The organism is Vibrio ziniensis (assembly GCF_011064285.1).
Taxonomy (GTDB): domain Bacteria; phylum Pseudomonadota; class Gammaproteobacteria; order Enterobacterales; family Vibrionaceae; genus Vibrio; species Vibrio ziniensis.
Genome location: NZ_CP049331.1, coordinates 2,309,842 through 2,333,381 on the forward strand (window position 1 = coordinate 2,309,842; position 23,540 = coordinate 2,333,381).

Consider the following 23,540-nt stretch of genomic DNA (forward strand, 5'->3'; position numbering starts at 1 on the left):
GATAAAGCTAACAATCTAACCGGATGAGGCTGCAAACTTGTTGCTCGCCTTGCAACCAATAGAGTTCATAGTGAGTGTAAAGACCGCTAATGATAAACCAACAAAGCAGTAAGCCAACCATCAAGGCAAATGCGAAACCCAGCGAGAAAATATTGAGTTGGGGCGCCGCACGGGTCATCACACCAAAGGACAAGTTTACCGTCAACAGCGCTATGATGCCTGACAAAGACATACTCAACGCCACTTTAAATATAGTGCTAAACCACAAAGCCAATTGTTGAAAATCAACGTTGGTCAGCCCCTGCCCACCAATCGGCAAGCTTTTAAAACTAAACGCCAGCAACTGAATCATCTTTAAATGACCATCGCTAGCAAGAAAAAACATGGTGGCTAAGAACATAAATAACTGACCAAGCAGCGGAGTGTTCTGACCATTTGCAGGGTCCACCATAGAGGCAAACCCAAGGCTCGATTGCATACCGAGAATCTGACCGAGCATAACAAAAGTCTGGATAATAAACTGCGTCACCATCCCCATGGATACACCTATGACCAACTGTTCTAAAGTGATCATAAAGCCCTGAAGCGACAGCAGTTCAATGTCTTCAGGTACGGCTGGGATAGCTGGCATAAGTGCTAAGGTCAGCGCTAAACCAAAATAAAGTCGGATACGTGCAGAAACAAATCGAGCTCCCGTTACCGTCATCACCATCAGCATCGCAGAGATGCGAGTGTATGGCCAAAAATAGTTGGCAATAAAATCAAGGACAACGGTAGCTGGGTATTCCATGCGCGCTCCTAGTACAGAACCTGAGGCAGACGCTCAATCATGGAATAAAAAAAGTCCATCTGCATTTGTACCATCCAATGGGCAAATGCCATCAGAGCCAGCAGAGTAACGATAAGACGGGGCAAAAAGCTTAACGTCTGTTCGTTGATAGAAGTTGCAGCTTGGAAAATCGCTACCACTAACCCCACCAGTAAGCTTGGAATGATGATGGCACATACCATGATAAGTACCATCCATAATGCGTCGCGGAAAAGTTCAACAAATACCTCTGGAGTCATGGTTCTCCCCCGCTACAACGCAAAACTGCTGGCGAGCGTGGACAAAATCAAGTTCCATCCGTCGACCAACACAAACAACATAAGTTTAAACGGCAGCGATACAATCATCGGTGACAACATCATCATACCCATTGCCATCAATACCGATGCAACGACTAAGTCGATAATCAAAAACGGCAAGAAAAGCATGAATCCAATCTGGAAAGCCGTTTTTAGTTCAGAAGTAATAAATGCAGGAATCAAGACTTCCATAGCCACATCTTCTGGATTTAGCGCATCTGAACCAGAAATGTTGACGAAAGTCTCCAAGTCTTTGACACGAGTCTGCTTGAGCATAAAGTCCTTCATGGGAATTTGCGCTGTATCAAACGCTTCTCTCGCTGTCATCTGCTCATTTAGATAGGGCTGAATAGCTTCTTCGTTAATCTTACTAATCACCGGAGACATAATGAAGAAGGTTAAAAATATCGCGATACCAATAATGACTTGGTTTGACGGTGTTTGTTGCAAACCCATAGCCTGTCGAAGTATCGACATAACCACCACTATACGAGTAAACGAAGTCATCAAAATGACCATGGCAGGCAAAAAACCCAGCATGGTCATTAAAGCTAAAATTTGTAAGTTTACCGAGTAATCTTCACTGCCATCAGGGTTGGTGGTCATGGTAAAGGCCGGTATTCCCGCACCACTACTGCTACCCATAGCAATAGTGCGCGATGCACCTTGGTCTTTTTGCATTGCGGTTACAGTCACATTCTGTGCACCAGCTGCATTAGAAGGTATAGGGGTTTCCAGCTCTTGTTGCGCGTAAGCTAACGGCGTAAAAACTAAAGCACTTACCCAAAAAATAAGTGCTAGACGAGTCCATAGATTGCGCAACACATCAAACAGGTGTGTTTTTATCATTCTTTTTTAGTAGCTGAGTCAAAGTGTTAGAAAATGGTACCGACTCTAGCTCCTCCTGAGTCAATGGAGTTTCCAATTTAGAGATCAAATTCACTGACTGTGCAGTAACACCAATCAGAAATTTCTCTTCTCCTGCCTGTACTATCATCAAACGCTCTTTGGTGCCGACTGGTAGTTGGCGAACGATGCTCAAGCCTTTTTGCTGACCAAATGCAGGAACTCGCATTCGTTTGAGTAGCCAAGCCATCCCAATGATGATGGCTATAACGAACAATAGCGACCCTAATGTAGCCGCTATATCGAACTGGTCGCTTTGAGCTGCTAGCGCAGGGCTAGCAACCAAAGATAACATAATGAAATGACGCATAATGTTATCTCAATTTCTTAATACGTTCTGTTTGACTTATAACGTCGGTTAAACGAATACCAAACTTATCGTTGACCACAACCACTTCACCGTGCGCAATCAAAGTGCCGTTAACCATCACATCTAATGACTCACCGGCAATACGGTCAAGTTCTACTACAGAGCCTTGGTTGAGTTGCAGCAAGTTACGAATACTGATTTTCGAACGCCCTACTTCCATCGAGATCGTCACTGGAATATCCATGATGGTATCAAGCTTACGACGTTCATCTTCACTGATTGGCGAAGTTGTATCTCTTAACTCATCCAAAGGCGCTGCTAAAATTTCATCAACATCTATATTTGGCGCATTAGGATCTTCGCCAAGGGCTGCGGCCCACTCATCTGCAAGCTTTTGATCATCTGTCTTTGACATCTAGGCTACCTATTCTCTTAATCAATAAACTCTTCGTCGCCTTCATCTTCCTCATCATCTAACTCAGCAATGATATCCTTGCCAAGAAATGCGAGGTCGGTCTTGACCACATCAGGACGTCGAATTTTCTCTGAAATCTGAACTGCCATTTTTTCACCAGAGCGCCCCATTTTGACGCGATAAGTTGGCAATTCTTCCACAAACATAACGGCGTGTTCAGGCATTTTAATTGGGATAATATCCCCTACCTGAAGCTCCATTAGATCACGTAATGCGATATCTTGTTCCAATAAATTCACTCGGAAGTTAACTGGCACATCCATGATCTCTTCACGCAGTGCAGAGCTCCAGCGAACGTCGGTTTCCATCTTGTCTGACTGAACACCTGCATCCAAAAGTTCGCGGATTGGTTCAACCATCGAGTAAGGCATAACAACATGGAAATCACCGCCGCCGCCATCTACTTCAATATGGAATGAACTCACCACGATGACTTCAGTCGGGCTGACAATGTTCGCCATACTTGGGTTTACTTCTGAATCTAAGTACTCAAACTCAACCCCCATTACTGGAGACCAAGCTTCTTTATAATCACCGAAGACTATTTTAAGTAGTAACTGAGTAACACGACGTTCAGTAGGAGTAAACTCACGCCCTTCGATTCGCGCATGGTAACGACCATCACCACCAAAGAAGTTTTCTACCAAGATAAAAACCAGACGAGCTTCCATAGTCACCAATGCCGTACCTTTAAGGGGACGGAAACGAACCATGTTCAAACTGGTTGGCACATACAGTGTGTTTTGATATTCGCCGAACTTCATCATTTGCACACCGTTGATCGAAACCTCAGCAGTTTTTCGCAACATGTTAAATAAACTGATACGCATATGGCGAGCAAAACGCTCATTGATCAGTTCAAGCGTTGGCATTCGACCACGAACAATACGATCTTGTGACGAAAAGTCGAATGAGATGGCACTGTCATCTGCAGTGTCGAGATTTTCTTCTACCTCGTCAACGCTATCCACCCCGTGGAGTAGCGCATCGATTTCGTCTTGGCTTAATAGATCGGTCACACTTCACCTACTGCATTACAAAATCAGTAAACAACACTCGTTCAATAACAGGCTTTCCAACAACTTTGGTCATTACAGCTTTAATGTCGTTGGTTGCCTTATCTCGTAACTCAATACGACCCGTTACTTCTCTTAATTGCCCAACAGTTGCAGATGCAAACGTTGCCAGCAATGTACTTTCAATCAGAGGGGAATGGTATCGAGCTAAGTTGTCGTTTTCACTGCCTCTAACCATGAGCTGCACTTTAATTTGCACAACGCGATTGCGCGTATCACCAGTCACATTAAATACAAATGGCTGAGCAATGTTCACATAAGAAACGGGCTCAGTCTGCGTTGGTGCTTGACTAGCACTGATATCGCTATCTTGACTTGAATCGCCCGACCCCATGAAAAAGAAGGCAGCACCACCGCCAAGCAACAACACAACAACGGCAATAATAATGATCAGGAGTTTTTTCTTTCCTTTGGGTGCTTCTGCTGGGAGTTCTTCAACAGCCATAACGTTCTCTATGTTGTTATTTTTTAATTAAGATTCACTTAGTTTAAGCGTAATAACTGATTCCATCACGCTTTGCTGCCACATTCAAATCAAGTTTGACGTTTGTATCAAGATTTTCTTCACTTTGGTGCTGATCACCGCTCGCAGATTGACCACCTGAACCATCACCACTTGCTGCATAACGTTGTTGCTGACCTGAGCTTTGTTGCTGAACCGAGGTATCTCCTAACTGCACACCTTGGTTGTTCAGCATTTCACGAAGTCGTGGCATTGATTGTTCAAGGGCATCTCGAGCCTGTTGGTTTGCAACCGTAAAATGCACTGTTGCGCCATCACCGTTCATGTTCATCCTAATATGAAGTCGACCAAGCTCTGGTGGATCTAGACGAATATCAATGTTCTTCAAGTTTTTAGACAGCATCACTTGAACTCTCTCAGCCATCTGCTCCGCTGCCATATCACCTCGAGAAAGCTGCAAAGGCATGTTCTGCTGGGTTGATTGCAGAGAATCACTACGTAAACTCTGTGGATTATTTAGCCCTTGCTGACCTGCGGCAGCAGAAAGTTGCTGTGCGAAATGTGTATCTGTAGCCCCTTCGGTACGTTTATTCCCTTCTAGCAAAGAATTTAACGCTTTTGCCCCCAGACCTGCTTTCAGTGCAGCTTGATTACCTACTGGGTCAGCCTGGTTTGCCATAACACCCGCCAACAGTGGGTTGGTCTGAGCATTAATCACTGGCTGAAGCTGTGCTTGCGATTCTGCATGCTGAGGCATTTGTGATTGTGCCATCATAGTCTTGTCAGCTTGGCTCATCATAGTTTGAGGTGCTAATAGCTGCACCTCAGTTTTGGGCTGTTCCTTGCCATCAGTACCATTAGCGGCCTTGTTCCCCCCCGTAGTTAAAGACTCGGCGGTAACACCCATTTTTTCAGCATTCGTATTTCCCCACTGAATCGAAGCTGAGGAGGTAGATGTTGATGCTTCTTTATTTTGTACATAAGGCTGTATGACATCCAAATGCTCAAGTTGAGATTCTTCACTCTCTTCATGTGGCAAAGCCTTGCCATCATTTTTAACTAGCGTCTGATTAGCTTCTTGCAAGCGGCCTAGGATCTCGTCGCCGTCATTCATAGCCTTAGCCATTTTTTCATCTAAATCAGTATGTTCAGGTTCATCTGACTTAACGAATTGTTTTAGGCTTCCAGAAATTTCTGCTGTTTCGTCATCGCTGTCAGATTGAGCGGCAACATCATTGCCTTGGCTAAGAAGCTCATCAGTACTTGTTGTTTCAACTTCTGAATCATTTACCGTTTTAGACTCTTTAGATGCATCCGAACTTTCGCTGCCCGTGACCGCATTGCTTTTACCAATCAGTAAAGAAGCCAATCTATCCAAAAAGCCTTTTGATTCTCCGCTCTCACCACTCACTAAGCTTTGCGTAGACGCAGACTTAGTCACGTTAGTGACTTTAGAAGTCTCGACAGACGGAGTTAAATTGACATTCATAAACAGCTCACTCGCATTGATCACTGCAAACATTTGCCGCTCTGGGGCTGAAATCACCCGCAGACAAAGGATTGCTTCTATTCGCGTTAAAATTGTTTAAAGATTTGCAAAAAGTGAGCCAACCGTTGTTATTATTTAACAACTGGCGCTAAGCACTAAAGAGAATTGTTTCGACGGCGATTGAAACTCAGGGTGGAAAATTCATCCATCATTTTCTGGTCGCGTTTCTCTTGTATACGCAGCCGCTCAGTCTGTTTTTTCTCAATCAGCCATTCATAAGAGCGACGCTGTTTGCGAACATCCAACCAATAAGATTCACAGTTATCTACCTGAGATTTAAAATGCTGCTCTGCCTGGCGCTGCTTAGATAAGGTCTCATCGAGTTGAGTTAAAAAACGGTTCAGATGCCCATACTGACTGGCAGTTAGCCCCGCTTGCCCCCTTGTTACCAACTGCTGGCAGTAATCAAGACGGTACTGCTCAATCTGTTTAAGCTGCTGATAATAGCCTTCTAATTCACTACGTGCTTTACTGAGCGCCATTACCGCTTTGTCTTCTTTACTTTTCGCCTGTTCAAGCAGGAATTCAAGCGCATTATCCATTTAGCGATTACCCCACATTGAGTACGTTCTTAAGCATGCTGATACACATGTCATAAGGCACAGACTCTTTCATGGTTTGCTGAAGGAAAACATCGAGTTTTGGTTTAAGGGTAAAAGCACTATCTATAGCCGGATCCGTTCCCGGCTTATAGGCTCCAATCGACACGAGATCTTGGTTTTTACGGCAAGTTGATAGTATCTGCCGCACAGCTTTCGACATTAGAACATGCTGATCTGTGGTAATTTGCGGCATGACGCGACTGACCGATTTTTCAACGTCAATCGCAGGGTAATGACCAGCATCAGCCATTTCTCGAGACAAAACGATGTGTCCATCAAGAATTGCTCGCGAAGCATCAGCGATAGGATCTTGCAAATCATCACCTTCTGTTAATACGGTAAAAAATGCCGTAATAGAACCTTGATGCGGCCCCCCATTCCCAGCGCGTTCTACCAGTGCAGGTAATTTAGCAAATACCGAAGGCGGGTAGCCTTTGGTTGCAGGAGGTTCTCCTACTGACAACGCAATTTCACGTTGAGCTTGAGCAAAACGGGTTAGTGAATCCATCAAAAGCAATACGTCCAAACCTTGGTCTCGAAAGTATTCAGCAATAGTTAACGCCGTTTGACACCCTTTAAGACGCATCAATGGAGAAGAGTCCGCAGGCGCTGCGACCACAACCGAACGTTGTCTGCCGTCAACACCTAAAATCTCTTCAATGAATTCTTTTACTTCTCGTCCACGTTCACCAATCAGTCCAACAACAACGACTTGGGCAGTTGTTCCTCGAGTCATCATGCCCAACGTCACAGATTTACCGACACCTGAGCCGGCAAATAGTCCGATACGTTGACCTTTACCAACCGTCAGAAGACCATTAATAGCTTTGATGCCAACATCCAATGGCTCACTAATGGGTTTACGAGCTAACGGGTTGATAGGATCTGCGTTGAACGACGCTTTTTGGTCTGTATAAATCGGCCCGAGGCCATCTAAAGGAGTCCCGACACCGTCAATGACGCGGCCGAGTAACTCCATACCTACAGGCAAGCCCGTTTCTCCTGTGAGAGGCGTAACTTTTGCCCCCGGAAGCACACCTGTGATTTGTTCGCTTGGCATTAAAAAAAGGCGATCCCCCGAGAAACCTACGACTTCAGCTTCCATAGAGCCGGACATAGTTTCAACACTACACAGACTACCAATCGGCGCACGGCAGCCCGTCGCCTCCAAGGTTAGTCCAACGACCCGCACCAACTTACCAGAGGCAATTGGGCGGCTAGTGAGTCCGTGGACTTTATATTGTGAGAGTCGATCAGCCAGTTGCAGCATTATTCATTGCCTTGTTGATGACGGTTAGTACCACAGAAACTCTGCAATACACTGCGAACTCTATCTTCCATTCGATAGTTCACACTTGATTCACCTGCTTCAATTTGCACGTCACCTCGGTTTAACGCAGGTTCACTGGTTAATGTCCAATTACGAGTATTCAGTTCATTTTCACCATACGCTTGTTTGATGATTTCGCAGTCTTCCGGATGCAATTTCAACGTAATGGCATGACCAGCAATTGGCAGTGCTTCAACCGAAGCTTTGACAGTATCAAGAATCACTTGCGGGTTAGTAATGGCTTCAACATGCACCACTTCTTTTACCAGTGACAGAACCATGTCCACCAACTGCTTTTCAACTTGGGCATTCATCAACTCAAGAGGCTGGGCAAACTGGTTAGCGAGATTCATAAATATTTGAACATGCTCGTGAATAATTTGCTGTCCGGCCTCTAAGCCTTCCGCACTACCCGATTGGAAACCCTCTTCTTGACCAACTTTGTGACCAGCTTCCTGACCAAGTTGGAAGCCTTCCTGATAGCCTTCTGCTTTACCTTGTTCGAGACCTTCTTGATAGGCCGCTTGCTTGATTAATTCAATTTCTTCTTCAGTAAGAACAACAGGCTCTTCTGCTTCAGGTTCATCGAAACTTGGAATCCAACTAGGATCATAGTTAAGGGCTGTTTCTTTCGCCTTTTTATGAGTTTCAGAGGTGTAGTCCGGTAGACCCCACTTCTTTGCCTGATCGACAGTTTCATCAGAATCGAGACGGATAAAACCGCGCTTTCTTTCACCTGACATCTTATTTCCTATCTGAAGATAAAAAAGGCCGGCTGGTTAGGCGGGCCTTATGGACTGTTGTTTTGTTTGAACAACAGTCCTAATTAAAAAGACCTGTTTTTACAAAACCAATGAATTACTTGGTAAGCACTTTCATATTTTAAATTCTAGCGCCATTATCCAAGCGTAGCGTTTTATAAGAACTCGTCTGCGCCACCACCCAGTATCAGCTCACCGTTGTCAGCCATACGTCGTGCAATAGCAAGAATCTCTTTCTGTGCTGTTTCCACGTCCGAAACTTTGATTGGTGGCATTGCCTCCAAATCATCTTTCATCAGTTCAGCAGCACGTTTAGACATGTTCTTGAAGATTTTCTCTCGTAACGTGTCATCTGCGCCTTTAAGTGCTTTTTGTAGAACATCTTGCGGAACGTCACGCAGCAATTTCTGAATACCCTGGTCGTCCACTTCCACCAAGTTCTCGAATACGAACATAAGGTCTTGGATTTGAGTGGCCAAATCTTCGTCTTGGTCGCGTAACTGATCCATAAGCGCCCCCTCGATATTGTTGTCGAGGTAGTTCATGATATCTGCAGCTGCTTTCAGGCCGCCAATTTTTGCAGCTTGTGCACCAGCCTGACCTGCAAACTGTTTCTCCATGATCTCATTCAATTCAGCCAAAGCTGAAGGTTGAACCTCTTCAAGGTTAGCAATACGCATCATCAAGTCTAAGCGGTCACGCTCTGCAAACTGAGCCAGAATCTCCGCTGACTGGTCTGGATCCAAGTAAGACAATACGATAGTCTGAATTTGTGGGTGCTCATTGACGATGATGCTCGCCACCTGACGAGGGTCCATCCATTTCAATGAATCCAAGCCTTTAGAGCCTGTACCCAATAGGATCTGGTCAACAAGGTTATTGGCTTTATCTTCACCAAGAGCCGCAACCAGCGCTTTACGCATGAAGTCTTCACTGCCCATACCGATATTGGTGTATTTCTGGATATCTTCCAAAAATGCACGGTGTACCGCAGTTACTTTCCCCTGGCTCAGGTCTTTAGCTCGAGCCATGGCACTACCCACACGTTGAACTTGCTTTGGTTCAAGATGGCGAATAATTGCAGCAGCATCCGCTTCATTGAGGCTAAGCAGCAAAATTGCCGCGCGTTCTTCCCCGGGAATATCAGCAATTTCTCTTTCTAATTCAGTGAGATCGCGATTATCTTGCTTTACTATTTCATTAGGCATCTTTAGCCACCCAGTTCTTAACTACTTGAGCTGCAAGTTCAGGCTCATTTGCAACCAGAGCTCGTACAGCTTTAAGCACATCTTCATCTTTATGTAAGTTAGGTAAGTCAATGCCAGAGCCAAACTCAAACAACTCACCACCTTCAATATCACTACCGATTAGGCTAGTTTCACCATCAAGACCAATTGGTAAGCCATCTGGCCCGTATAGTTGGTCGTCATCGTCAGCGGCAGGGTTAAGCAATTTCTTCATTGCCGGACGAACTAGAACCAACACGATAACAGTAATAACGACAGCACTTGCTAACCAACGTATCCAGTCGTTAAAGTTCGGATGCTCCCAAATTGGTACATCTGCAATAGTTTCTACTTGTGGTTCAGCAAAGTTCATGCTTAACACATTCAGTAAGTCACCGCGACTTTCACTGTAACCCACGGCACCAACCAGCACTTGGCGAATAGCTTCCAACTCACTGTCACTAACTGGCGTATACGTCACTTCACCTGTTTCAGGATTTACTCGACTACGGTTTTTCACCGCAACTGCCACAGTTTGGCGATTAACCACCCCCGTCTGACGGCGTTCATGGCTGATAGTCGTATCTAACTCAAAGTTACGTGTCGCTTCTTTGTGAACAGAGCCCTGTCCCATTAGCGAACCATCTTTCATTTGAGCCACGTCTTGTGGGATAGAAGCATCCGCTGGAGGTTGGTTGCTTAAAGCACCAGGGACGCCAGCAATCACATTACCGTTGTTGTAATCTTCTAGTGTGTATTCACTACGAGTTGCAGGCGTATTTGGATCAAAACGCTTACGAGTTTGCTCAACCGCGCTAAAATCAAGTTCAACGTCTACTTGAGCGGTGTAGTTACCCAAGCCTAAAATCGGGATCAATACAGAGTCAATTTTTTCACGTAAGCCTTGTTCTTTCTTACGTTCTGCTTCTTGCTCTTTGCGACGAGCAGCAGTCACAGGGTCTTGAGAGCCCGAGCTAAGAAGACGGCCGTGCTGATCAGTCACAGTTACGCGTGTTGGTTTCATACCTGGAACCGCACTCGCCACCATGTCGACAATTGAATCGACTTCTTCTTGTTTAAGATCGGTGCCAGTACGAAGTGTCAAAAATACGGAAGCAGAAGCTTCTTGGTTTTGGCGTACAAACACACTTTGTTTTGGTAGAGCAAGTAGGACGCGCGCTTTATTCACTTGACGCATCTCTTCAATGCCTTTAGCAAGCTGGCGTTCACGGCTGAGTTTCAAACGTTCTTGCTCTAGACGCTGTGAAACACCAAAACCCATATCTTGCAATAAGATATCATCACCCGCTTGGCGTTCTTGATTCAAACCAGCACGAACCATATTCAGTTTTAGACTGTTGTAGTCAGACGTAGGAACTAAGATAGTATTTCCGTCTAACTTGTAGTCTTGTTTTTGTTGGTCTAAATAATCAAGAACAGGTATCAGTTCTTGTGTGTCATAAGCCCCTAACGGACGCATTTCTGGCTCTTTTACCCAGAAAAACAGCATCACAATTAAAGCCACACAGATAGAGATAGAGAGAACTAGGACAACTTGGCGTAATAAGTCCAAGTCCCCCATAGAGAAGTCCATTTTTGAGGAGCTTTTTTCTTCAGCATCTAGGTTCTGAGTACCCATGTCGATGTCGGGATTCGACATCAAAGCATGATCACTATTACCATTGCTTAAAGTAAGATCGGTTGTTTGCTTATTCTGAGCCACAATTCACACCTTTCTTAAACTGGCATGTTCATCAGTTCTTTGTACGCATCAACAAGCTTGTTGCGTACCTGAATAGTGGCTTCAAATGCCACGCTCGATTTGTTACGAGCAATCATGACGTCCGAAAGAGAAACATCTTCATCACCACGATCAAAGCGCATTTGAAGATCGCTTGAGGTTTTTTGTAAACCATTTACGTTGTTGATAGCTTGTGAAAGCATATCACCAAAATCAGCGCCAATTTTTTGTCCTGTAGGCGCCGGGCGTGAGTTGGCAGCTTCTACCATCATCGCCTGCATTTCGCTTTGTAAACCGTTTATATTCATTACTACCTCAAAAGCCAGAACTTTGACTAAACTTCATCTCTGTTCAGTAATGAAGCAATTTATGTGCCACTCTGAATTGCGGCTAACTTAGCCCGGAATGTCCATACCTGCATCACGCATTTTTGCTAACTTATAGCGCAATGTACGTGGGCTAATCCCCAGCTTTTCAGCCATCTCTTTACGACGGCCATTGCACTCGATCAGCGTCTCCATAATGATGGCAAATTCTTGATCGCGTAGCTCTCCCCCCAGACCTGCACTGCTACTCGCAATTTTAGCTACATCCACCTGAGCAACAGGTTTGATTTCAGGGGTTGCGATAGTTTCACCACCTTCAACCAACTTCTGCAAGCTAGAGGCATCTTGCCAATCTAGGCCTTCAAGCAAGATATGCTCTTGGTCGATATGACCGTGTTCGCTAAGAATTAGAGCTCGTTGCACAACGTTATCCAATTCACGCACATTACCCGGCCAAGAATAGGAACTTAACTTGGCAACTGCTGATGCAGAGAATTTAGGTACAGGCATACCCAATTTCTTACAGTTACGTTCTACTAAGTGATTCGCTAACGGTTCAATATCTGCCTTACGATCTTTCAAAGCAGGCCATGAAATTGGGAAAACATTTAAACGGTAGTACAAGTCTTCGCGGAAATTACCTTCTTGTACATATTGCTTCAAATCTCGGTTACTTGTCGCGAGTACACGAACGTCTAGTTTGATTGGCTTGCGACTGCCTAATCGTTCTACTTCACGCTCTTGGAGAACGCGTAGTAACTTAGCCTGAAGGTTTAAATCCATCTCACTGATTTCATCAAGCAAGATAGTACCGCCTTGGGCTTGTTCAAATTTCCCCGGACACGCCTGCACCGCCCCAGTAAACGCACCTTTCTCATAACCGAAAAGCGTCGCTTCAAGCATGTTGTCTGGAATTGCAGCGCAGTTGATAGCGATAAAAGGGCCATCTTTGCGTAGAGAAGCATTATGAATGTAACGAGACATGACTTCTTTACCCGAGCCGCTTGGGCCTAATACCATCACGTTAGCATCAGTTTTCGCAACTTTGTCAGCCAAAGCCAGCAGTTTAAGACTTTTCTCGTCAGCTACGACTGCGTCACCATTATCGTCCGATTTTACCGGTGCATACCGGCTAACCATGTTAAGCAGAACTTCAGGCGCGAATGGTTTAGCCATATAGTCAATCGCACCGTCTTTCATTGCAGAAACGGCATCTTCGATATTGGCGTATGCTGTCATTAGCAACACCGGTAGATTTGGCCAGTGTTGTTTTATATTGCGTAACAGAGCAAGCCCGCCCATACCGCCCATTTGAACGTCTGAAACCACAATATCCACAGAATTGTTTTTGAGTTTCACCAAAGCATCTTCAGCGCTATCTGCTTCTAACCACTCATACCCGGCTAGCGCTAAGGTGTCTACTAAGGCTTCGCGTAGGCCTTCATCATCTTCAACGATTAAGACTTTGCTTTGTGCCATCATCATTCTCCAGTTTCTGTGTAATTGGAATCCGTTTGATTTTGTAAAGGAATACATACGGTGAAACAGGCACCGTCTCCCTCTTCAGAAATCAGTTCTAATCGTCCGTCATGTGCTCGACAGACCATTTGTACTACCGCAAGCCCCAACCCCGTTCCCTGAGAACGAGTCGTAAAGAAAGGTTCCATAATCTTACTTTGCAGCTCTAAAGGAACACCAGGGCCATTATCTTGAACGGATATTTTCAGCTCTCCATTCACTGGTCGGAAGAAGACATCGATTTGTGCTTCTTTGCCAGCAATCTGAATCGCATTCATCACTAAATTGCTTAAAGCTGAGGCTATAGCGTTCGCATTGCCCAGTAACATTGTCTCTTGCTCTTCTACTTCGAGACAAAAATCAATTTGATTATTTTTCAGCGCTGTCTCGACCATTGGAGAAAATTCTCCAACCAGTTCAGCAATTGAAAATGGTTTGACTACTTTGTTGTCGCCGCCTTTAGCAAACAGCAACATATCATTGACCTGCTTTTCCAAATCGTACAAACGATCCATCAATTTACTTTGAAAGCGTTCGCGTGTTGTCGTCGGCAAATTAGGCGCACCCAGATTAGAAGCATAGAGCATAGCACTGGACAGTGGTGTTCTCACCTGATGAGCAAGCGAAGCAACCATTCGACCTAACGACGACAATCGTTGTAAATCGCTGACACGAGCCTGCAGTAAGCGCGTCTCGGTTAAATCAGTAATCAAAATTAACTGACCTGTATTAGAAGCGGAAATGGCCAAACGCACCTTACGGCCATTACGCAATGAGATTTCGTGACCGTCATCTTCACGCGGAGCAAAGGCAATTTGGATAATCGCGTACCAACGCTCACCTAATAACGGGACACCCAAAATTCGCTGTGCTTCGGGATTGGCTTCACGCACAACTCCTTGGGTATCAAGCAAAATCACACCAGCAGGCATGACATCAAGAACCTGTTTATAGCGTTCTACTTGGTCTTCTAATGAATCTAAATGTGAATGCTGCTCTTGCACTTGATCTACCATCGTCGATAATCTGCCTTCCAATACAACAATAGCCTGTCACGCAAAATGCATGCCAGGCTATTTTATATATATTTCAATAATTTAACACAACGACAATAAATTGACTCACATATATTATGGCTATTTAGCGTTCATATTGTACTTACGCATCTTCTCAACCAAGGTGGTGCGACGCATACCAAGCATATCTGCTGCTCTTGCAACAACGCCTCCTTGAGCTTCCAACGCTTGGTTAATTAGGCTAACTTCTAAATCAGCCAAAAGCTCTTTAAGGTTAACACCTTCAGGTGGTAATGCTTGTGGTACATCAACATCAGAAAAGCTGTCTGAATCATCTAAACTGAAATCTTCTGAGAAGATGCTATCTAGCGCGTCGCGTTCCTGGTCTTCTACCGAGCTGAATCGACTAGGCTCTGGTTGAAATTCTGGAATATCACTGTAACGGTATTTCGTGGGTAGATGGTTTACATCAACCAGACTGTTTGGATACAGAATTACCATCCGCTCAACTAAGTTCGCCAACTCACGAACGTTACCCGGCCAATCGTGCTCCATCAGAGAGTTAATCGCTCTTGGTGTATAGCAGATAGGCTGAGCACCTTCAGCTTCCATACGAGTCATTAATTCACGTAGTAACAGCGGGATATCTTCTTTGCGCTCTTTAAGCGAAGGCATTTCAATTGGGAACACATTCAGGCGATAGTACAAGTCTTCACGAAAGCGTTGCTCATCGATCATGCTTTCCAAATTACGGTGTGTTGCGGCAATAATGCGTACGTTAGCCTTAATTGTGGTGTTACCACCTACTCGTTCAAAGCAGCGTTCTTGCAGTACACGCAGTAATTTGACTTGCATTGTCATCGGCATATCACCGATTTCATCGAGGAAAAGCGTACCACCCTCGGCCAGTTCAAAACGTCCTTTACGAGCAGTAATCGCTCCAGTAAATGCGCCTTTCTCGTGACCGAACAGTTCACTCTCCAATAAGTCCGCTGGAATTGCCCCACAGTTAATAGGCACAAACGGACCACCTCGACGTGGTGAATGGTAATGGATGTTTCTTGCCACAACCTCTTTACCAGTACCAGATTCACCTAAGATCAATACATTCGCTTCTGTTCCAGAAACTTGTTCAATCAGATGGCGAACATCTTGAATACCGTGACTCTGCCCGACCAAACTGCGAAATAGTGTATTTTTACGGTCTGATGCAACAACATTTATGCCTTGACGCCCCAAAAATGCTTTGCAGTGGCGTAGAGCCTCACTCAATTGTTGATAATTGAGCGGAAACTCTAACTCACCAACAAATTGAGAAAATTCGTCCAAAGAGTATGGCTGCTTATCAGCCATTAAAAGAGGAATATGATTTGCGTTAGTCAGTGCTGAGGATAATGATTCTGATAGTTTTTGATCTTTCAACGATCCGAGAATGCACCCCGTCCACGTTGCCGACCAATTCACTTGATCAGCCTGCGAAGACTCAATTACCTCACACTGTTCTCCCACAAATTCTAATATGATACTGAGATTAAGACGAATAGACGGATCATCTTCAATCACAAGCAATTTTGCTAAACCTTGCATAGGTGAGAATATTTGCCTTCAATCTGGAAAGTTGGATGTATTTGCACAATGACAATCGATGCTTGGCTGAATTAGTCTTTTAAGTTGCACTCACTATACGATAGTCAATTTGTGAAAATCAGCAATAAAAAAAGCCATTAGGCTATCTAATGGCTTCTATTCTATGTGATAAAAAAAATAAGGCAACCAAGCAATTAGCAGGAATGAACTTGGTTAAAACTTTCAGCGATAACTTACATACCCACATCATTCGATGTCAAATTATGATATTCCGCTGGAATTTGATCCCAAGCAGATTTGATTTCACGAATAATATCGATAACATCATCGACAATTTGTGGATCGTTTTGGTGGTTTGCCGCTGCAATCTGCGTGATCATAAATTCATATAGCTGATCTAGATTCTGTGCAATTTCGCCACCATCATCCATAGACAAACAGCTGCGCAAGCTGATTATGATGTCCAATGCTTTACCAAAGCGTTCACCCTTCACCGGAATATTGCCCTGTAGCATCGCTGCTTTGGCTTGAATTAAGCGTTCAATAGCACCAGCCATTAACATCTGTACAATCTTATGCGGTGAGGCAGCGCTTAGTTGGCTATCCACCGATACTTTTTTGTACGCCTGCAAAGAACCACGCATAATATTCCTCTTTATAAAAACTTTTTGTATTGCTGAACTGATTTATTACCGTGGCGGAACTTTTGTAAGTCTTTACCAATTAACACGGTTTTTGACTGCATCAACTCAACAAGTTGTTGTGTATCTCGAATTGCATCTCGCCAACGTTGGGATTTGCCGAATGCCGGGTTTTCTGACACTAAAGTCAATAACACCTGCAATAACTGTTCCCTTATATCGACAAGTTGAATAATTTCATCAACATTTATATCGACATCAGCCAATAAAACTTTAATCCGATTATCAACATCGCCTAATTCTTTCAGCTGCTCATCCATCATATTAGCCTAGCTTAGCCTAGCGCGTTCATCATACCAGCTAACTGAGATTGCATTTTGCCCGTCGCATCCTGCATGGCCGAGAACTTATCGAAAGTCCGCTTTTCTAAACTGTCCATACGACGGTCAAGCGCGGCTTGGTCATCGTTAAGACGGTAGTTTTGCTCAGTGAGTGTTTTTTCACGATTACGAATAACACCTGTTACACCGGTCATACCCTGAATGGCATCTTCGACTTTTTTCGCAAAGCCCTGATTACCACCAAAAAAATCGCCCAGCTTGGTGAAGTTGTTATTTAATTGACGATCAAGCATATCATAATTGATTTCCATCGTCCCTTGACGCGTGGTGGTTATACCAAACTCAGTCAAACTCTGAAGGTTCTCAGGTGCTTGTTCAATTTTAGAGGAGAAGACCGATTTTAGACGAGAATCTGCACTGCGCACTACGCTATCGCCCGCAAGAGGTCCTGCTTGGCCTGTCCTAGGATCGACCCCCGAAAGCTCTTTCGACATTTTATAGAACTGGTTGTAAGCATTAACAAATTGTTCAATATCTTGTCGAACACTATTACGATCATATTCGATATCAATTTCGGTGGCTTGCTGATTTCGCGCAGTCTTACCTTTTAGTGTTAAATCGACACCTTCAATCGCATTTTCAATAACGTTGTTTTTACTCGAAAGCTTTGCGACACCGTCAAGTAAAACCAGAGAATCTTGCGCGGATTGAACTTCTGTCATCCCACTATATGCATCAAACGATTCTTGAGCTGCTTTAAGCTGCTCATTAACAGTCTCAACTTTTTCAAGTAATTCACGTTCTTCTGGACTCAGCTTAGAACGAGCAACCTCTTTGGCTTCGTCCGGCGTCATATCACCGTTTTGAACAGCTTTACGAATATCAGCTTTCTCTTGTGCCAATTTGTGTTCAAGTTGTTCTTGCGCTTCTTTTGGTGTGACGTACGAATCCACAAGCGTTCCAGATGCGGTATTTGACCATCCAGGAACATCTTTTGACTTCTCTATCGCTTTAGCATCAAGCTCCGGTTCTGGCTCATAATAAGAGTCGAGCAAAGTACCTGATGCGGTTTCTGTCCAGCCCGGGATACGATCTTCTGGTTTTAAGTATTTAGTGGCTTCTACCCCTGCGTTCGCTGCCGCTTTAACCGCAGAATCAGAAAGTTCAGTAGTATCGTTATCGTCAACAGCTTCGTTGCTATCTTGTGCCACTTGTTGTACTTGAGCTGCAACAGATTGATCAATTTCTCGCGCTGCATTACCGATTTTTTCTGCCACTTTAGCGGCAATTTTTTGCTGCTCAGATGTAAGAGGGGCAATGAGTTGCTGCGCAGAAGCACGCGCTTTTTCAAGATCTTTTACGCGGTCTTCTAATGTTTTGTATTCAAGAGATTTAAGAGGATCACCCGTTTGTGCTTGTGCAGAAATGGTAACTCGGTTTTCTTCACCAGAAGTATTAGACGCTACGATTAAACGGGGGCCATCGACGTCATTAATTACTGAAGCTCGTACACCAGGGTTACTCTTTTCACCATTAATGCCACGAACAATATCAATAAGTTTAGATTGAGGCTTAACTTCTACGTTGAAGCTTTTATTACCTAGCGAAATTTGCAGCTTACCAGGGCCAAATTTTGCGTCAGGTGATAGAACATTTGACGCAATTTTATGGCTCTGGGCAAGCTGCAACACATCTACTGAGTATTTTCCAGCAATGGCATCAGTGGTTGCTGTTGCGACAACAGACTTTTCATCAGAAGTATCAACAGAACGAACTGCAAACGCCTTGTCTTGACGAAAACTTGCCATCAAGTTTTTCATCGTATCAAGCGACTCTCTGAGTCGGCCATAGGCACTAATACTGGTATCAATACCAACGCGCTCGTTATCAATTCGTTGCTGCTTTGGAACACGCTCTGAATTAACAATTTTGCTGACCATTGAATTTATATCAAAGCCAGTGTTCATTCCCATTGGGCCTAAACTCATTCAACCACCTCAAAAATACATTTACACCTTAGCCGACAATAAGCCCGATTTATGGTCCTGTTGTCGGGAAAGACGTCGTAATACTTCAAGCATTTCTTCTTCAGGAATTTGGCGGATAATGTCACCCGTTGAGGCTTCATACACCGTTACTACATCATGACCAGATTCTTCATCAATTCGGAAGGCTAACCCTTTATTAATAGAATTAACAAATTCGCTAACCTGCTCAACCATTTTAGCTCGTCTTTCCTCATTCAGCTTATCTCGTTCTCTCGAACTCTCGATAGCTGCTTCAATAGACAGCTGCTTAGTTTTCTTCACTTGATTCGTAATATGCTCTGAGACTTTTTCAGAGCTTTCTATTGGTCGTTCTTCCCTTTTCGAAGTCGAAATGTTACTTACGCTTTCCTTTTCTGAAGCAAATTTGATGCCACTTTGTGAGCCGAAAGGCTGGACGTTCGATGTGTATAATGGTGTTTCCATAACAATCTCCCTTCCACCTTAGAGGTAGCTTATTCCTGATGGTACTACCTATAAAGCTCAAATAGCTTTATCTATTAACCTAGTAAGCTAAGAGCTGCTGATGGTGACTGCTTCGCTTGTGCCAACACAGACGTACTCGCTTGCTGTAGTATTTGCGATTTCGTCATTGCTGTTGTTTCACGAGCGTAATCTGTATCTTTGATACGACTACGAGAAGCGTTTACGTTTTCGTTGATATTCTCTAAGTTACTAATAGCATGTCCGAAACGATTCTGGAATGCACCTAGTGAAGCTCGTTGACTATCTACAGCTTTTAGAGCACCGTCAATAACAGCAATGGCTTCTTGAGAACCACCAACAGTTGAAACATCAATATCTTTCACCGTTAGAGCTTGAGCTTGGCCGAAACCAATTTCAGAACCTAAATCACCACCGATTGTTACATCACCTGTGACTTTTTGCGTTGCAGCGAAAAGTTGTAGCTTACCACCTTCAGCCACAGAAGCTTTGATATCATCGCTTTGACCGTTGATGTAAGTCGCAACCTCTTCAAGGTCATCACCCGCTTTTGCTGAAATAGTCAGTTCACGAGCATCGCCTTGTTTATCGGTATAGCTTAACGTTAAATCTTTAGCGTCACCAACTTTCCAGTCAGCTGATTTCCCTTCTTGAGCACGATATGCTACGCCACCCATTTGCATGGTATCTGAGCGCATATTACTCATTTTTAACGAAACAGCTTCACCTGAGTCGGCGCCGATTTGGAATGATTTTTCACCAAAAGAGCCATTTAGTAGCTTATTACCACCAAAAGATGTTGATTCGGCAATACGATTGAGTTCGTCATTAAGTGCTGTCACCTCTTCTTGAATTGCCAAACGTTCAGAACGAGAGTTCGAACCGTTAGACGATTGCAATGATAGGTCACGCATACGTTGAAGGATATTGGTAGTCTCATTCATTGCACCTTCAGCTGTTTGTGCGATCGAGATACCGTCGTTTGCATTTCTTACAGCCATGTCTAAACCACGGCTTTGAGAACTTAAACGGTTTGTAATTTGTAGGCCAGCAGCATCATCTTTTGCGCTGTTGATTCGGTAACCCGAAGACAAACGCTCCATTGATTTTTGCGTACCATCAGCAGCACTATTCAAATACCGTTGAGCAGTCATGCCCGCGACATTCGTATTTACACTTATTGCCATATTGATCTCCTTAGGCAGATTGTTGACGTGCCTTCGAGTCTCTCACCTCTCTCCGGCACACCTCATTTCTCTCGTATTCTGTAACGGCGGAGAATTAATAACCTTTAGAGAAAAAATATAGCTTTTTCGTAAAATGATTGGGCACATGAATATTTTACAATTAAATCAATAAATTAATTGCAAAAAAAATCCAGCCGAAGCTGGATTTTTTCATCTGGAAGCGGATTAACCTAGTAGGCTAAGTGCTGCGTTTGGAGCTTGTTTAGCTTGTGCCAATACAGTGCTTGATGCTTGAGAAAGAATTTGTGACTTAGTCAGTGCAGTTGTTTCTTTCGCGAAATCAGTGTCTTTGATACGGCTCTTAGAAGCATTTACGTTTTCGTTAATGTTGTCTAAGTTGCTGATTGCGTGGTTGAAACGGTTTTGGAAAGCACCTAGTTCTGCACGGTGGCTGTCTACAAATTTCAACGCTGAGTCGATGATAGCAACAGATTCTTGTGCACCACCAACTGAAGTTACGTCGATAGCGTTAACAGTTACACCTTTACCTTCTCCGCCCATACCTAGCTCACCAGCTAGAGCACCACCAAATGATACTTGACCTTGAACGTTATCTGTACCAGCAAATACTTGTAGTTTACCGTCTTCACTTACAGAAGCTTTCACTTGGTCAGTTTGACCGTTGATGTAAGTCGCTAGCTCTTCAATATCATCACCAGTTTTTGCAGTGATGCTGATTGTTTGCTCTTTACCAGCTTTATCAGTCAAAGTCATAGTTAAATCGTTTGAACCTGATTGTACAGACCAGTCTTTACCTTTACTTTCAGTTGCTTGGTAGCTAGTACCACCCATGCGAGAGTTGTCACTACGCATGTTATTTAGCGTTAGCATTACCGCTTCACCAGAGTCAGCACCAATTTGGAATGACTTAGTTGCGAATGTACCGTTTAGAAGCTTGTTACCACCGAAAGAAGTTGTTTCTGCGATACGGTTTAGTTCGTCGTTTAGTGCAGATACTTCTTCTTGAATCGCTACGCGCTCAGACTTAGAGTTCGAACCGTTAGTAGATTGTAGTGACAAGTCACGCATACGTTGCAGAATGTTAGTTGTTTCATTCATCGCACCTTCAGCGGTTTGAGCGATTGAAATACCGTCATTTGCGTTACGTACCGCTACGTCTAAGCCGCGGCTTTGTACGTTTAAGCGGTTAGAGATTTGTAGACCAGCTGCATCATCTTTAGCGCTGTTAATTTTTGAACCAGAAGATAGACGCTCCATTGACGTTTGTTGTGCGCTAGTTGCGCCGTTTAGGTAGCGTTGAGCTGTCATTGCTGATACGTTTGTGTTTACATTCACTGCCATGGTGATTTCTCCAATTGATTTTCCGATGTTTCAGGTTTCCGACGTCTCGGAAAACCAAGTAGTTCTCTCAAAGTTACTTTCTATAACGGCCCCTATTCGGAAACCTTTAGAAAATTTTTTCGATTTTTTTAAAAAAACTTCGTTTGACGGTTTAAACGTGACGAAAGCGATAAAATTTTAAAAAAGTCGACTTTTTTCTTAAAGGTTTATCAAACCATGTCGATAAACCCTTCTTTTCTTTTACCCCAGTAGAGATAAAGCCACGTTAGGCTGTTTCTTTGCTTGAGCAAGAATCGATGTGCTGACCTGCTGCAGAATCTGCTGCTTAATCATTTGCGTTGTCTCTTTCGCAAAATCAGCATCTTTAATACGGCTGTTAGAAGCTGCCAGATTTTCATGCACGTTATCCAGATTACTGATTGCGTGCGTAAAGCGGTTCTGTAGCGCCCCTAGCTGAGCACGATGACTATCAACATATTGCAGTGCGGTATCTAATACCGTGACTGCTCGTTGTGCACCACCAGCGGTACGTATATCCAAATCATTCACAGACTCATAGCCTTTGAGTCCCATTTGCAGCTCATCGGCTAAATTGCCACTGAATGACAAAGTTCCTGAAGTCTCTTTACCCGCCATGAAGATCTGTAATTGACCCTCTTCATTGACCGACGCTGACACTTCATCTGTTTGCCCATTGATATATGTGGCAAGCTCTTCGATGTCATCGCCCTCTTTTGCATGAATTCGAATCGAGGCATCTTTACCACCAGCGTCAACATAATCAATAACGAGTTGATTATTGCCTTTCGATACCTGCCATTGTTCATCCAGAGCGCGACGGCCGATATAACTAAAACCGCCCATATCAATACTGTCTGAACGCATGTTCTTCAGTGACAATTGAACTGCCTCTCCAGAGCTTGCGCCTATCTGGAAAGAAGACTGTCCAAAAGTACCATTGAGCAGTTTTCGCCCGCCAAAAGAGGTAGTTTCGGCAATTCTGTTCAATTCATCATTCAAAGCAGCCATTTCTTCTTGCAAAGCCGTTCTTTCTGCTTTGCTGTTGGAACCGTTCGCCGATTGAAGTGACAAATCACGCATACGCTGTAACAAGTTGGTGCTTTCTTGCATCGCACCTTCTGCTGTTTGCATAATGGAAATGCCGTCGTTTGCATTACGCACAGCGACATCAAGCCCACGCATCTGCGTTTCTAAGCGATTCGATATTTGCAGACCTGCCGCATCATCTTTGGCGCTATTGATCTTCTTACCTGAAGATAAACGTTCCAATGATTGATTGAGCATTTCTGTTGCTGAACTCAAATGGCGTTGAGCCACAAGAGCAGAGACATTGGTATTTACCGTTATCGCCATACAGACGCGATCACCTACTTCTGATTCATTCTGTTAGCTATATCGGTGGAAGGTTGGTTTTCTTTAGAAACAGTTTCTCGCAATACAAAAAAACCGGACATCTTTGCCCGGTTTTTGCGTTTTCTTTAAATG

General features: G+C 44.0%; 23 protein-coding genes and 1 pseudogene. All 24 read right to left on the bottom strand.

Annotation, left to right across the window (positions count from 1 at the left end; genetic code table 11):
* Positions 1–7: 7 nt before the first annotated feature.
* The 24 genes and pseudogenes from fliR to G5S32_RS10670 all read right to left on the bottom strand — a co-directional run bounded on the left by fliR (position 8) and on the right by G5S32_RS10670 (position 23,408).
* Positions 8–790: a flagellar biosynthetic protein FliR gene (fliR, locus tag G5S32_RS10555; protein WP_165311981.1), complete on the bottom strand. Its 783-nt coding sequence runs from the start codon at positions 788–790 to the stop codon at positions 8–10.
* An 8-nt stretch (positions 791–798) separates the two neighbouring features.
* Positions 799–1,068, bottom strand: coding sequence for a flagellar biosynthesis protein FliQ (gene fliQ, locus G5S32_RS10560; RefSeq protein WP_165311982.1), 270 nt, complete (start codon positions 1,066–1,068; stop codon positions 799–801).
* Positions 1,069–1,080: 12 nt separating this feature from the next.
* The gene (gene fliP, locus G5S32_RS10565) at positions 1,081–1,977 is read right to left on the bottom strand and encodes a flagellar type III secretion system pore protein FliP (RefSeq protein ID WP_165311983.1); all 897 of its coding nucleotides are present in this window, start codon (positions 1,975–1,977) and stop codon (positions 1,081–1,083) included.
* Positions 1,955–2,344, bottom strand: coding sequence for a flagellar biosynthetic protein FliO (fliO, locus tag G5S32_RS10570; RefSeq protein ID WP_165311984.1), 390 nt, complete (start codon positions 2,342–2,344; stop codon positions 1,955–1,957). Before fliO ends, fliP begins: the two co-directional genes overlap by 23 nt.
* A gap of 4 nt (positions 2,345–2,348) precedes the next feature.
* Positions 2,349–2,759, bottom strand: a complete 411-nt coding sequence (gene fliN, locus G5S32_RS10575; protein ID WP_165311985.1) for a flagellar motor switch protein FliN — start codon at positions 2,757–2,759, stop codon at positions 2,349–2,351.
* A 17-nt stretch (positions 2,760–2,776) separates the two neighbouring features.
* The gene (fliM, locus tag G5S32_RS10580; RefSeq protein ID WP_165311986.1) at positions 2,777–3,838 is read right to left on the bottom strand and encodes a flagellar motor switch protein FliM; all 1,062 of its coding nucleotides are present in this window, start codon (positions 3,836–3,838) and stop codon (positions 2,777–2,779) included.
* 7 nt (positions 3,839–3,845) lie between these two features.
* Positions 3,846–4,340 carry a flagellar basal body-associated protein FliL gene (gene fliL, locus G5S32_RS10585; protein ID WP_165311987.1) on the bottom strand — a complete coding sequence of 165 codons (495 nt, stop codon included), beginning with the start codon at positions 4,338–4,340 and terminating at the stop codon, positions 3,846–3,848.
* A gap of 43 nt (positions 4,341–4,383) precedes the next feature.
* Positions 4,384–5,163: pseudogene (locus G5S32_RS21695) on the bottom strand (flagellar hook-length control protein FliK); the annotation flags it as partial.
* Positions 5,164–6,002: 839 nt separating this feature from the next.
* Complete coding sequence (gene fliJ / locus G5S32_RS10595) at positions 6,003–6,449, bottom strand: flagellar export protein FliJ (protein WP_165311988.1); 447 nt, start codon at positions 6,447–6,449, stop codon at positions 6,003–6,005.
* Between the two features lie 7 nt (positions 6,450–6,456).
* Entirely contained in the window at positions 6,457–7,779 is a 1,323-nt protein-coding gene (gene fliI, locus G5S32_RS10600; RefSeq protein WP_165311989.1) for a flagellar protein export ATPase FliI, read from the bottom strand.
* Positions 7,779–8,582 (bottom strand): flagellar assembly protein FliH, encoded by an 804-nt coding sequence (fliH, locus tag G5S32_RS10605; protein ID WP_165311990.1) that lies wholly within the window; start codon positions 8,580–8,582, stop codon positions 7,779–7,781. The genes fliI and fliH overlap by 1 nt, the downstream gene beginning before the upstream one ends.
* A 173-nt stretch (positions 8,583–8,755) precedes the next feature.
* Entirely contained in the window at positions 8,756–9,808 is a 1,053-nt protein-coding gene (fliG, locus tag G5S32_RS10610) for a flagellar motor switch protein FliG (RefSeq protein WP_165311991.1), read from the bottom strand.
* Positions 9,801–11,549 carry a flagellar basal-body MS-ring/collar protein FliF gene (gene fliF, locus G5S32_RS10615; RefSeq protein WP_165311992.1) on the bottom strand — a complete coding sequence of 583 codons (1,749 nt, stop codon included), beginning with the start codon at positions 11,547–11,549 and terminating at the stop codon, positions 9,801–9,803. Before fliF ends, fliG begins: the two co-directional genes overlap by 8 nt.
* A gap of 14 nt (positions 11,550–11,563) precedes the next feature.
* Entirely contained in the window at positions 11,564–11,875 is a 312-nt protein-coding gene (fliE, locus tag G5S32_RS10620; RefSeq protein WP_165311993.1) for a flagellar hook-basal body complex protein FliE, read from the bottom strand.
* A gap of 87 nt (positions 11,876–11,962) precedes the next feature.
* Positions 11,963–13,372 (bottom strand): sigma-54-dependent transcriptional regulator, encoded by a 1,410-nt coding sequence (locus G5S32_RS10625; RefSeq protein ID WP_165312778.1) that lies wholly within the window; start codon positions 13,370–13,372, stop codon positions 11,963–11,965.
* 2 nt (positions 13,373–13,374) lie between these two features.
* Complete coding sequence (locus tag G5S32_RS10630) at positions 13,375–14,427, bottom strand: sensor histidine kinase (protein WP_165311994.1); 1,053 nt, start codon at positions 14,425–14,427, stop codon at positions 13,375–13,377.
* A gap of 120 nt (positions 14,428–14,547) precedes the next feature.
* Entirely contained in the window at positions 14,548–16,014 is a 1,467-nt protein-coding gene (locus G5S32_RS10635; RefSeq protein WP_165311995.1) for a sigma-54 dependent transcriptional regulator, read from the bottom strand.
* 233 nt (positions 16,015–16,247) lie between these two features.
* Complete coding sequence (fliS, locus tag G5S32_RS10640) at positions 16,248–16,658, bottom strand: flagellar export chaperone FliS (RefSeq protein WP_165311996.1); 411 nt, start codon at positions 16,656–16,658, stop codon at positions 16,248–16,250.
* A gap of 11 nt (positions 16,659–16,669) precedes the next feature.
* A complete protein-coding gene (fliT, locus tag G5S32_RS10645) occupies positions 16,670–16,975 on the bottom strand; it encodes a flagellar protein FliT (protein WP_165312779.1) in 306 nt (101 codons plus the stop codon).
* 14 nt (positions 16,976–16,989) lie between these two features.
* Positions 16,990–18,984, bottom strand: coding sequence for a flagellar filament capping protein FliD (fliD, locus tag G5S32_RS10650; RefSeq protein ID WP_165311997.1), 1,995 nt, complete (start codon positions 18,982–18,984; stop codon positions 16,990–16,992).
* 21 nt (positions 18,985–19,005) lie between these two features.
* Positions 19,006–19,467: a flagellar protein FlaG gene (flaG, locus tag G5S32_RS10655; protein ID WP_165311998.1), complete on the bottom strand. Its 462-nt coding sequence runs from the start codon at positions 19,465–19,467 to the stop codon at positions 19,006–19,008.
* A 74-nt stretch (positions 19,468–19,541) separates the two neighbouring features.
* Entirely contained in the window at positions 19,542–20,672 is a 1,131-nt protein-coding gene (locus G5S32_RS10660) for a flagellin (protein ID WP_165311999.1), read from the bottom strand.
* A gap of 225 nt (positions 20,673–20,897) precedes the next feature.
* Entirely contained in the window at positions 20,898–22,034 is a 1,137-nt protein-coding gene (locus tag G5S32_RS10665) for a flagellin (RefSeq protein ID WP_207621575.1), read from the bottom strand.
* Positions 22,035–22,274: 240 nt separating this feature from the next.
* On the bottom strand, positions 22,275–23,408 hold the full coding sequence (locus G5S32_RS10670; protein ID WP_165312000.1) for a flagellin: 1,134 nt from the start codon (positions 23,406–23,408) through the stop codon (positions 22,275–22,277).
* Positions 23,409–23,540 lie beyond the last annotated feature (132 nt).